6 protein-coding genes are annotated in these 12,443 nt (G+C 65.0%); all 6 read right to left on the reverse strand.

What is annotated here, in order from left to right:
- Positions 1 to 226: 226 nt before the first annotated feature.
- Entirely contained in the window at positions 227 to 1,456 is a 1,230-nt protein-coding gene (locus B5G16_RS10230; RefSeq protein ID WP_087263645.1) for a glycoside hydrolase family 88/105 protein, read from the reverse strand.
- Entirely contained in the window at positions 1,453 to 5,844 is a 4,392-nt protein-coding gene (locus B5G16_RS10235; protein WP_143260866.1) for a hybrid sensor histidine kinase/response regulator transcription factor, read from the reverse strand. The genes B5G16_RS10230 and B5G16_RS10235 overlap by 4 nt, the downstream gene beginning before the upstream one ends.
- Before the next feature lie 149 nt (positions 5,845 to 5,993).
- Positions 5,994 to 7,595, reverse strand: coding sequence for a pectinesterase family protein (locus tag B5G16_RS10240; protein ID WP_162612056.1), 1,602 nt, complete (start codon positions 7,593 to 7,595; stop codon positions 5,994 to 5,996).
- A 94-nt stretch (positions 7,596 to 7,689) separates the two neighbouring features.
- Positions 7,690 to 9,447, reverse strand: a complete 1,758-nt coding sequence (locus B5G16_RS10245; protein WP_143260867.1) for a pectate lyase family protein — start codon at positions 9,445 to 9,447, stop codon at positions 7,690 to 7,692.
- A gap of 23 nt (positions 9,448 to 9,470) precedes the next feature.
- Positions 9,471 to 11,165, reverse strand: a complete 1,695-nt coding sequence (locus B5G16_RS10250; protein ID WP_239406085.1) for a glycoside hydrolase family 28 protein — start codon at positions 11,163 to 11,165, stop codon at positions 9,471 to 9,473.
- Positions 11,166 to 11,261: 96 nt separating this feature from the next.
- A complete protein-coding gene (locus B5G16_RS10255; protein WP_087263650.1) occupies positions 11,262 to 12,443 on the reverse strand; it encodes a DUF4861 family protein in 1,182 nt (393 codons plus the stop codon).

The raw sequence follows: 12,443 nt of genomic DNA on the forward strand, positions 1-12,443 counted from the left end.
CGGAGGATTCGATTGGTAAATTTTATCACTTCTCATGGAGAATTTGTCAACCGCGCGGGAGATGCATCCAGACGGCATTTCAGCTCCCGGAAGATAAAAAATCCTCCCTGTTCGGGGAGGATTCCGGAGGTTCCGGCGACGATCCGTGCGGCATGCCGCGGAGCGGTGTTCCCGGGAGTTGTTCCGAAGACACGCCCCGACGGTCGCACCTCATCGGCCGGACCCGTCAATCGGCCAGCCGCCCTTTCGCGCGGTCGTACTCCATCGCCGCCCAGATGAAGGGCCCGACGCCCTTGCAGTCGTTCTCGATGACGGGCTCCGAGATGTAGTATTCGAACGTTCCGCTGCGCATCTGCTTGCCGCCCAGCCCGGCTACGGCGCAGCAGTCCGTAAGCGAGATCGTCCCGTCGGGGTTCTCGCGCACGAAGCGCTCCACGAACTGCTCGTAGCGGCGCATCGCCTCCCCGCGCATCGTCTCCGGGAGGTAGCCCAGCCGCACGCCCTTCAACTGCGCATAGACGAACATCGCCGAGCCCGTCGATTCGAGGTAGTTGCCCTCGCGCCCCGGGCAGTCGAGGACCTGATACCACATCCCCGTTGCGGGATCGGCATACTTCGGCAGCACCTCGTAGATATGGGCCAGGATGTCGATCATCGGCTGCGTGGTCGGGCTGACGCCCAGATATTGCAGCGTCTCGACGATGGCCATGGCATACCACCCCATGGCCCGGCACCAGGCATGGGCCGACTGCCCCGTGACCGAATCGCACCAGAACATCGCCCGCGAATCGTCGTAGGCGTGGCGGTAGAGGCCCGTGGCGGGGTCGAAGGTATGGTCGGCGACGACGGTGAACTGGCGGACGATGTCCTCGCAATACGCATCCCGGGCGCCATCCTCCCCATCGGCAAGGAAGCGCATGACATACTCGGCATAGAAGGGTTCGGCCATGTAGAGTCCGTCGAGCCACATCTGGTTCGGGTATACCTGCTTGTGCCAGAACCCGCCGTCGGCGTTGCGGGGCTGCTCCTGCAACTGCACGAAGAGCGTATCCAGCACGCGGCGGTAGCGGTCGTCGCCCGTGCGGTCGTAGAGTTCGAAGAGCGGGCGTCCCGGACAGATGTGGTCGAGGTTGTATTTCGACTTGCGGTAGGTCAGCACCTCGCCGTCGGGGCGCACGATCGTGTCGTAATAGCGGTCGGCATAGCGGATCAGCTCCGGGGCGTCGCAGGCGATGCCCGCATCGCGGATCGCCAGGAGTTCGAGCCCCGTGGTGTAGTTCCACTTGACCTTCCCGGCGGGGATTCCGTCGAGGGTCGTCGGCGAGGGGTTGCGGGCGATTTCGCTCCGTGCCATCCGCAGGGCGAGCGGTTCGCCGGAGTCGTACAGTGCCCGGCGCGATGTGCAGGCGGTCGCGGCGACGGCGCACGCCGCCGCAAGGAGAATGAGTCGTTTCATGCGGTTTTCGTATCTTGATTCTGTTTCAGATTATGCGTTTTGAGGTACTCCGCGGGCGACATGTGGTACTGCTCGCGGAAACAGCGGCTGAAATAGCCCGGATCGGAGAATCCGACCTTGTAGGCGACCTCCGAGACGGAGAACTGACCCGTGCGGAGCAGGAGCTGCGACTTGGTGATCCGGTACTCCTTGATCAGTTCGACGGGCGACTTTCCGGTGAGGCTTTTGAGCTTGTTGTACATCGTCGTGCGGCCCAGTCCGAGGTGGGACGCCAGCTGGTCGATGGTCAGATCCGAGTTCTCGATGTGCTCGCCGAGCCACGACATGACGTTCTTCATGAAGGCCTCGTCGCGGTCCGTGACGACCACGTCGTCGACGGTCAGTTCGACGATCTTGTTCCGGGCCGACTGCGCCGAGAACTTCTCGAAGAGCTTGCGGCGCTGCGTCAGCAGGTTGTCGATGCGCGCCAGCAGCAGTTCGATGCTGAACGGTTTGGTGATGTATCCGTCGGCGCCGAACTCCATCGCCTTGACCCGGTCATCGGGCGAGTGGCGGGCCGTGAGCATGATGATGGGCAGGTGGCTCATCGTGAAGTCGTGGCGCACCTTGTCGATGAGTTCGATGCCGTCCATGCGGGGCATCATCAGGTCCGTGACGATGATGTCGGGCATCTCGCTGCGGATCTTTTCGAGGGCCTCGGCACCGTCGTCGGCCTCCACGACGTGGTAGGTATCGATCAGACTGTTGTAGAGGAAGATACGCAACTCGCGGTTATCCTCCACGAGCAGAATTTTCTGGGCCTCCTTCGGCGGGCGGACGTCCGTGCGTCGCTGGCTGTCGGCCGAGGTGAAGTCGCTGACCATATAGTCGTGACGGCGGTTCCCCTCATGCCGTTCCGCTCCCGTGAAGTCGATCTGCTCCATGCCGAAGTGGGCGTTTCCGAGGCGGAGCCGCACCGTGAAGGCCGCGCCTTCGCCGGGACGGCTCTCCACGGAGATCTCCCCGTGGTGCAGCGCCACGATGTCGCGGCAGAGCGAGAGTCCGATTCCCGAGCCCTTCATGTTGCGGTCGACGGCCCGCGAAGCCTGTGCGAAGCGTTCGAAGATCTGCTCCTGCTTGTCCTTCGGGATGCCGATGCCCGTGTCGCGCACGGTCAGCAGGACGCACTCCTCGGCCTCGCGCAGCGTGAGGACCACCTCGATGCGCCCGCCTTCGGGCGTGAATTTCAGGGCGTTCGACAGCAGGTTGTAGACCACGCTCTCCATGCGCTCGGGATCCACCCACACCAGCACCGAGCGACACGACACGGTGAACAGCAGCTCGATCCGACGCTCGGCGGCCATCTCGCGGAAATCGTCCAGCGCATCCTCGACCAGCGGCACGAGGTCCACGCGCGAGATCTTCAACTCCATCTTCTCCTTGATGATCTTGCGGAAGTCGAGCAGCTGGTTGATGAGCGAGAGCATGCGCCGTGCGTTGCGGTGGGCCAGCGTGAGGCTGCTCTCGCCGCGGGGCGAGAGGCGGTCGTGCTTGCGCACATCCTCGATGCCGCCCAGAATCAGCGTCAGCGGCGTGCGCAGCTCATGCGAGATATTGGTGAAGAAGCGCAGTTTCAGGTCCGTGAGGTTCTGCTCGACGCTCGCCTCGCGGCGGATCCGCATGACGGTCCAGGCGATGCGCCCGGCAACGACGATCACCGCCAGCGCCGCCAGCACGTAGAGCGTCTTGGCCCACCACGTCAGCCAAGGAGGCGGCAGCACGTCGATCGCGATGGCAATCCCCTCGTCGGCGGCATCGGCATTCCCGGCGAAGGCGCGCACATGGAAGCGGTAGCTGCCGATCGGCAGATTGGAGTAGGCCGCCCGGTTCGTCGACCCCGCGACGATCCAGTCCTTGTCGTAACCTTCGAGTTTGTACATGTATCCGACGACATGCTGAATGGCATAGTTCAGCGATGCGAACTCCACGCGCAGGTTCGAGAAGTCGTAGGGAAGGACGATGCGCCGGGCCTCGGTCACCGACTCCGTGAGCGGCGAGCGGCGTTCGCCCACGACGACGGGTTTGTTGCGCACGTCGAGCCCCGTGAAGCGCAGGTCGTAGTCGATCTTCGCCGCGCGCATCTCCTCCGGATCGAAGCGGTAGAGCCGGCGTCCGCTGCCGAAGAAGACATCCCCCTGCGGAGAGGTCAGCGCCGTTGCCTCGCTGAATATGGCGTTGCGCATGTTGTCGTAGAGGTAGTAGTTCGAGAAGAGCTCGCGGCGCGGGTCGAAGCGCGAGACGGCGTTGTGGGTCGAGACCCAGAGGTCCCCCTGCCGGTCCTCGGTCACGGCCATGCAGATGTTGCTGACCAGCCCGCACGTCGTGTCGTAACACCGGAAGCGGGGCAATCCCTCGCCGTCATACCCCTCGATGCGGTTCAGTCCGCCGCCGAAGGTCGCCAGCCACACGCGCTCCTCCCGGTCTTTGAGCATGTGGATGATGTCGTTGTTGCCCAGCGACGCGGCGTCGCCCGGGATCTTCTGCACGAGGCGGAAACGCATCTGACGCGCCGGGACCCCGGGATCGAAGACCAGCAGGCCGTCGACCGTAGCCGCCAGCATGCGGTCCGGACGGTCGTAGAGCAGCCACCGCACCCGTCCCGCCTCGTCCAGCGGGTAGTGCGTCATCTGGTTGCCGGCGTGGATGAAGCGCTCCCCGGCAGGATCTTCCAGCAGGTTGATGCCCCCGCCGTAGGTTGCCACCCAGATGCGGCCGTCGTCGTCCTCCTCGACGCAATAGACCTGATTGTCGCTCAACGACCAGGGATCCGTGTCGGAGTGCGTGAAGTGCGTGATGCGGTAGCTTGCGCCCGCGGGGGTCATGCGGTAGAGCCCCTCGCCTTTGGTTCCCACCCAGATGTTGCCCGAAGAGTCCTCGCGCAGGGCGTAGATCATGCCCGTTCCGCGCGGGGTCTGACGGGGCAGCGAATAGACCGGACGCTTCGCGGCGTCGAAGGCGATCAGCTCCCCGTCGCGCGTCCCGACCCACATCCGTCCCCGGCTGTCGGTCATCAGCGCGCGGATCTCCCCCGAAAGGGGCTTCTCCGTCAGCGGATCGAGCATGAGGACCTCCGCGGGCTGACGCAGCAGCACCGCCTTGCGGAGCCCGCGCTCGCTGTACGTCGAGAGCCACAGCACGTCGTCCTGCACGTCGAAGCGCACCACGGCGTTGGTCATCTGGCAGTCCGGGCGTTCGGGGTCGTTGTAGAAGGGCTCGATGCAGTCCCGCTCGCGGTCGTAGTAGCCGAAGCCCCAGTTGTTCATCTTGACCCACAGCCGGCCTCCGCCTTCGGCGATCTTCGTCAGCGTGTCGATGTTGTAACTGACCGTATAGGGTTTCTGTTCGAAGTGTTTGCAGTCGTCCGTGGCGGGGTTGTAGCGCGTGATGCCCGTCTCGGGGGTGGTGATCCAGACGATGCCGTGGGAGTCGGCGGCCAGCGTCCGGATCCGCTGCGGGCGCACCCCGCGGGGGTGGAGCCGGGCCAGACGGTCCGCATCGACACGGAAGAGTTCGCCCGCACGGCTTCCCGCATAGACCTGCTGCCGCACCGTATCGGCCGTGATGGCCGTCAGGGGCGCCGCGCCGCCCGGCAGGCGGCAGACTTCCGCACCGTCGTATCCGCAGCGGACGACCTCGCCGGGCATCAGGCAATAGACATGCGCCGAATCGGCGGCGAAGTCGATGCCGGGAGCCTCCGACTCGCAGACCGCATGGAGGGCCTCCGCTCCGGCGGCGGCACGGCTCAACCGCCCCTCCGACGCGGCGAACCAGGCCCCGTCGTTGCGGTCGACATACATTGCCGTCACGTCGCCGCCCAGCTCCTCGAAGGAGTGGAACCCCGAGACGCGGACCGGCGATTCGTCGGCCGCATCCTCGAAGCGGACCACCCCGGCCCCGGCGATGGCGACCCACGTTCCGCCGCGGCGGTCGTGCCGGATGAAGAGCGTGCGGTAGTGTTGCGAATCGACGCCGTCGAGCAGCGAGACCACATCCTCGAAGCGCTCCGTATAGCGGTTCAGGCGGTAGACGTGGAGGTTGTAGGTCGTGAACCAGAGGTGGCCGTTCGCATCCTCGCTCACGGAGATGAACCGGTGGTGGGCCAGGGGCGAGAAGTCACCCGGCGCGGTGCTGAAATTCTTGAACGTATAGCCGTCGAAGCGGCTCACGCCGTACCACGTGCAGACCCACACGAAGCCCCGCGAATCGGTGTAGATGTCCGCGATGCGGTCATGGGTCATGCCGTCGAGCGTGGAATAGGTTCGGAAGAGGCACTGCGGAGGCGTCGCCGCAAAGAGGGGCGGAAGCAGCGCGGCGAAGGTCAGCAGCAGGGTCAGCAACGGTCGTTTCATGGTCGGCGGTTTACGGATCCGGACGGGCAGCACCCGCTCCGGGGAGTCTCTGGTTCAAACGGGCGGCAGGAGAAGGTCACTACCCCGCCGTTCCGGCATTTTTTCGGGAGGTGTCTCCCGTATCTTGTAAATATACGAAAATTTTTCGTTCAGCGATCGAAAGCGGCGACAATCCGGAGTGCCCGGCGTTCCTCAATCCGGCGGGCCCACGGCACGCGGCGTCCGGCAGCCCCGGGGCCTTCCGAGGCGCATTCGGCGTAGAACGCCGTGCGGTGCGTCCGGGGTTTGTTCCAGTCGTGCCACCCCTCGGGGCGGATGTGGGCTCCCAGGTGGCAGCGCAGGAAGAGCGTCTGCGCATAGTCCCGCCACGGACGCCCCAGCCAGCAGGCCGTCACCCCCTCGTCGGCCGTCAGGCGGCACTCCACGAAGATCAGCCCGCAACGCTGCCCGCGGCAGGTCGAGGCTGCCGTAACGTAGGAATCAGCCTTCGAGCGGATCTCGCAGCGCCGGAACAGCGCCGCCGCCGACCCGAAGATGAAGTCGGTCGTCCCCTCGATGTAGCACTCCTCGAAGCGGATCCGGGCATTCTCCGTGACACGCTCGCCGTCGCGGTTGCCCGTGCCGTAGAGGTAGAGCGTGTCCTGATTGCCCAGAAAGCGGCAGCCGATGAAGCGGAGTTCCGTAGCCAGACACTGCACCGCCACGGCCTGCCCGACACGCCCGGCGGTGTTCTCGAAGGTGATGCCGCGCACGGTCCAGCCGTCGCCCCCGAAATAGAGGGTCGACGAACCCGACGTCCCGAGCGGACGTCCCGTCGGTCCGATCTTCGCGGCGTAGTCGTCCCACGTCAGCGTCACGTCGCCGCGGCCCGTGAGCGCAACCAGCCGTTTCGTCGCCGGAATCGAAATCTTCTCGCGGTAGACGCCCCCGCAGATGACGATGCGCGTCGTGTCGCGCCCGAAATCGGGGAGGGCGGCAACGGCCTCCGTCAGCGTGAAGAAGTCCCCCGAACCGTCGCGCGCCACCGTGAAATCCGACGGCACGAGCCGTTCGCCGAGTTCCGGGACCGCCTGCGGCAGTTGTGCGGCGATCATCCGCGCGACGGTCCGCGCACCGCGGACGTTGAGGTGGGTATTGTCCTGCCGCCCCTCGGGGCAGAGCGGGCAGGTGCCCTCCTCCACCCACATGTAGAAGGCCTTCGAAGCCTCGTCGCCGAGCCCCGCAACCCACGCCCGGGTCAGGCGTTCGGCGTCGATCAGCGGTGTCTGCTCCCCGGCGGCCACCCGCCGCACCGCGTCGAGATAGGCGCCGTGGGTATCATCCAGCGACTCCCCGGAGAAGTGCCGGCGCACGATCGGCGTCAGCAGCACCGGGACGGCCCCCTTCGCGCGCGTCTCACGGACATAGCGCCGCAGATTTTCGGCATACTGCGCCGGATCCGCATAACGCGTGGAGTCCTGCGCCTTCTGGTCGTTGTGGCCGAACTGGATGAAGACCCAGTCGCCGGCTTGCAGGCGGTCGAGAATCGGGTCCCAGCGCCCCTCGTCGCGGAACGACTTCGTGGAGCGCCCGTTGACGGCGTGGTTTTCGACCGTGACCGACCCGTCGAACAGCGGCTGGAACATCTGTCCCCAGCCCCGTTCGGGATTCTGCTTCGCGAGATCCTTCGTCGCACACGTCGAGTCGCCGATCAGGAAGACCCGCAGCGGGCCGCCGAACGACGGAGCCGACAGCAACATACAGAGTGCCAATAGAAAAAGCCGTTTCATCTCACGCGATGCGTCAAAATGGAGGACGACGGCCCCGGAGAGTATCCCCGTCCGCGGCCATCGTCCGTAAGGTTCGTTATTTCAGTTCCGTATAGGTTCCTCCCTCGACCTGCGCGGCGGTGATGTCGCGCACGAGGTAGTGCAGGTAGACTTCGAGATTCGTATAGAGTCCCTTCGGATCGAGCGTCTTCGCATTGCCGTCGGCGGCGTTGTTCTTGTCCAGCCCGAAGAGCTCCTCGTAGTAGTCCGGAATACCGTCGCCGTCGCTGTCCTTCGCACGCGCGATCTCCTCGTCGGTGGCCGTCAGCACCGGATAACCGTCCGAAGCCACCTCGCCGAAGGCCTGCGAGGCCGTCGCCGTATCCGACGGGCGGTCGATCACACCGTTCTTGCTGCCGTTCGAGCCCTCCATCACGTTCGCCTTGCCGTTCTTCACGTCATCGGCCAGCCGTTTGTCCACGGCGTCACGGCTCAACGAGGCGCCCGCATAGAGCAACGTCAGTTCGAGGGCCTTGTCGGCCGCATGCTCCGTCACCCGGCAGCTGCGTCCGTCGGCCGCAATGGCAAACGGCGTCGTCGGGTAACCAGCATCGCCCAGTCCGCTCTTCGAGGCGTTCTTCGTCGTGAAACCCAGTGAGTTGTCCGCCGTCACGGCCGCACCCTTCGAGGCATCCGACACCGACGTGTCGAGCGTATTGTCCCGGTAGTAGACCTGCGTCGGGCCCGCATCGTAGGTCACGCCGCCCGTCGTATAGGCGCAGTCCACCTGGTAGAAATACTCGCGGCGGTGGCCCGTATCGGTTCCCTCCTTGCCGCTCGTGCTGATCGTCTTCCCGAGGCCGTTGACCGAGGCCGGACCCCACTTGTAGTAGTTGCCCACGAAGTTGATGTGAGCCCCCTCGCCGCCGTAGGCCGGGAAGTTGCAGAAGTTGTAGACCACGTTGTTGCGGAAGTCGATCATCCGGTCGTCGTTCGAGAAGCCGCTCGCACCCGTATGCGTCGCGCTGACTCCGTTTTTGAGTCCCGTGAAGTCATAGGCGTTCGGTTCGTCGAAACGCGGGTTGCGCGAATCGTGGTGCGCCAGGATGTTGTGGTGGAACGACGCCGGAGCCCCGCCCCAAATGCCGCCGTAGCCGTGCGAGCCCTTCGAGTGGCCCGAATTGTGGAGGCTCTCCCCCAGCAGGCACCACTGCATCGTGAAGTTCCGGTTCGCATAGAACGACGCACATTCGTCGACGCACCACGACATCGAGCAGTGGTCGAGGATGATATTCTGCCGGTAACGGCCCCAGATCGTATCGTCGCCGTCGCTCACGTTCGCATCCCCGAGCCGGAAGCGCAGGTAGCGGATGATCACGTTGTCGGCCTTGATCGTGACGGGGAAGTCCCGCAGGCAGATGCCATCGCCCGGAGCCGTCTGGCCGGCAATCGTCAGGTCGCCCTGCTTGATCTCCAACTCCCTGCTCAACGCGATGGTCCCCGCCACGTCGAAGACGATCGTCCGCGCGCCCGACTGCTCGACCGCATGACGCAGCGTCCCCACCGTATTGTCGTCCGTAAGTTTGGTCACGTGGTAGACCTTGCCGCCACGGCCGCCCGTCGTGTACATGCCGCCGCCCTCGGCGCCCGGGAAGGCCCGCACGACCCCGTCGTCCTCGTTGGCCAGCGGAAGCCCGAAATCAACTACGGCCGGAGTACCCGGATCCGGGGTGCCGCCATTTCCGGAGCCATTCCCGGTTCCCGGCGTATCGTCCGACGTCGTATCGCTGCTGCAACTCAAAAAGGCCATGAGCGCCAGCGCGGAAAGAAGGGTTCGTTTCGAAGTTTGCTTCATGGGATATGCTGTTTTTTACTCTTTTATTCGATGGTTACGCTGCGCTCCGCGCCGTCCGCAAAACGGCTCCGGGATGTCGTGATCTCCGACGTGCGGACCGCGATGGCCCGGTTGCGGCTTCCCGTCACGGAGAGCGCGCACGGCAGCTCCTCCGGGCAGGAGAACGACTCCACGGTGAGGTTTTTCACGTTGTTGAGCAGCAGCGCCGGGCCCTCCTCCGGGACGATCTCCACGTTGCGGAGCACGACGTCCGCCGACTCGTTGATCCGGGCGCCCGTCTGCGCGCGGATCGAGGTGTTCTCGACGGTGACCCGCTCGACGTTCATCTCCGGAAGTCCGTTGAAGAACATCGCACGCCGCGCCCCGCGGCACCGGACATCCCGGATGTGGATGTCGCGGAAGGCCGGCGTCGTCTCGTCCACCGGCAGGGCCGGCAGGTCGGTCGATGCGGCGGCCGACGTCCCGTCGGCATACGCCTCCGAGGCCGACTTCCCGCCGTAGAACAGGTCGAAGAGCAGCGGTTCCTGCATGATGTTGTTCATGGTGATGTTCTCGATCCGGATGTTCTCGACCACGCCCCCGCGGCCCCGCGTCGACTTGAAGCGCAGACCCACGTCCGTACCCGAGAAGAGGCAGTCGGAAACCAGCACGTTCCGCACGCCGCCCGACATTTCGCTCCCGACGACAAAACCGCCGTGGCCGTGGAAGACCACGCAATTGTTCACATAGATATTCTCGCACGGAATGCCGCGGTCACGACCCGCCTGGTCCTTGCCGCTCTTGATGCAGATGCCGTCGTCACCCACGTCGAAGCGCGAGCCCGTCAGCACCACGTTCCGGCACGACTCGATGTCGATGCCGTCGCCGTTCTGCGCATAGTCCGGGCAGCGCACCGTGATGTCACGCACGATCAGATTCGTGCACATTGCCGGGTGGAGGTTCCAGCAGGGCGAGTTCTGGAACGTGACCCCTTCGAGCAGCACGTTCTCGCAGTGATGGATCGCAACCATCACCGGGCGCAGGAAATCCCGCATGCGCTCGAAGTCTTCGCGCGTCTCCGCCCACGTCGAGACGTTCTGGTCGGCGCCCGACGTCGCACCGAACTTGTAGCTCTCCGACGGATACCACGTCCGGCCGTCGTCGGACAGCACGCCCCCGCTCTTCACCTTCGCCGCCCACTCGCGCGCGGTGAGCTTGTCGCTCTTCACCGCCCGCCAGGCGTCGCCGTTGCCGTCGATCACCCCTTCGCCCGTGATGGCCACGTTCCGCGCACCGGTCGCCGAGATCGGCGACTGGCACCGCCAGGTCTCCAAACCCTCGAAGGTGGTCTCCACGAGCGGATAGAGCGACTTGTCGTCGCTGAACAGCAGCAGCGCATTCCGTTCGAGATGCAGTTCGATGTTGTCCGTCAGCACGACGGGGCCCGTATACCACACGCCCGCCGGCACCGTGACCCGGCCTCCGCCCTGCTCCGAGAGCGCGGCGATCGCCAACCGGAAAGCCTCCGTATTGAGCGTGAGTCCGTCGCCCACACCCCCGAAATCCGTCACGCACACCGTGCGGGCCGGGATCGCCGGATCACCGACCGCCGGCATCCACGAGGGATAATCGCCGTCGCCGGCATTCGGAGTCCGCGTGCGGCAGCAGGAGACAATCAGCAACAGAACCGCCGCACAGGCCGTCGCACGTGTCAGGTTCATGAGAAGGGATCGTTTCATTTCGTATCCGTAAAATTTCGCAGTTTCAGGTATACAAAAGTACGTCGGCTCCTCCGTTCCGACCGGGATTTTTTGTCGCAAACGATGTATTTTTCGTCAATTCTGTTTCAAACGGCGCACTTCCGGCTCCGGAAGCTCCCCGCCGAGGCGTTCCAGCATCCGCGCGGGGAACCCCGCGTCGGGGATCTCCGACAGCCACGAACTCCGCCGCCACCACATGTCGAACACATAGTCGATGCGCCCCCCGGCATCGGGCGTCAGCTGGAAGAGGTAGCTCGTCCGGTCGTCGATGCGCGAGACGATCCGCGCCTCCGGAACGGCAATGGCAAGACCGACCCGTTCGCGCTCCCATTTCAGCGTGTCGTTCTCCGGGAAGTCGCACCCCACGGCCGCAATCGCGGTCTGCGTGCGGCACACCTCGTTCCCGGCCATCTTCATCACGCCCGTCGTGAAGAGCAGACCCGAAAAGTCCCCCTCGATGCGGTTCTCGACCCGCACGTCGCTGTGGCCCGCATAGAGAATGTAGCGCGACGTCAGCGTGATCTCCCGTCCACAGTAGCGCCAACCCTCGACCCGCATCTCGACCACCGTGCGCACCGGTCCCCGCGCCAGAATCCGCGCCTCCCGGCGGGCGAAATCCGTGATGTGGGTCATCTTCCGCGCTTCGGCGTCCCAGCCTTTGAGCGCCCCGACCCCGACCGATCCGAAAACCCGCAGGTTGTCGTAGCCATAATCGGCCGCCAGCTGTTCGTCCGTGGGGTACCACATCGTCTCGGCGAGTTCCAGCCGCGGGAGTTTCTTGCCGTAGGTGTCGATCGTCTGCTTCTTGTCGAAGTAGATCCGGTAGGCGGCATACTCCGACTCGAAGGCCGGGCCGTGGTGGTGCAGCTTCCGGTACATGTCATCCTTCGTCGAGAAGAGCGTATCCGCCGCCCGCAGCGTCTTGTCCGGGTTTTTCAGCCACATCTGCGCGTGCACGCGGTTCGGGAAGCGCGTCGCCGCCGATTCCGACGAGTAGAACACCACGAAATCCCGGCTGCGGGGGATATCCGCCACGAAGACCGCCTCGCCCAGCGAACGGTCCAGTTGCGACGGGATCTCGGCGCCGTCCACCAGCACACGGACGCTTTGGGCCCATGCCGGGACGTCGCGCAACACGACCGGGCAGGCACGGCGGTCGCCGTCCGTCGTCACCCGGTAGCGGGTTTTCAGGCTCCGGGCGGCCAGATCGCCGACCGTCAGGCACAAAAGCAGCAAAAGCAGGGAAAAGCGTTTCAT

This window comes from Alistipes sp. An66, from assembly GCF_002161445.1.
Taxonomy (GTDB): Bacteria; Bacteroidota; Bacteroidia; order Bacteroidales; family Rikenellaceae; genus Alistipes; species Alistipes cottocaccae.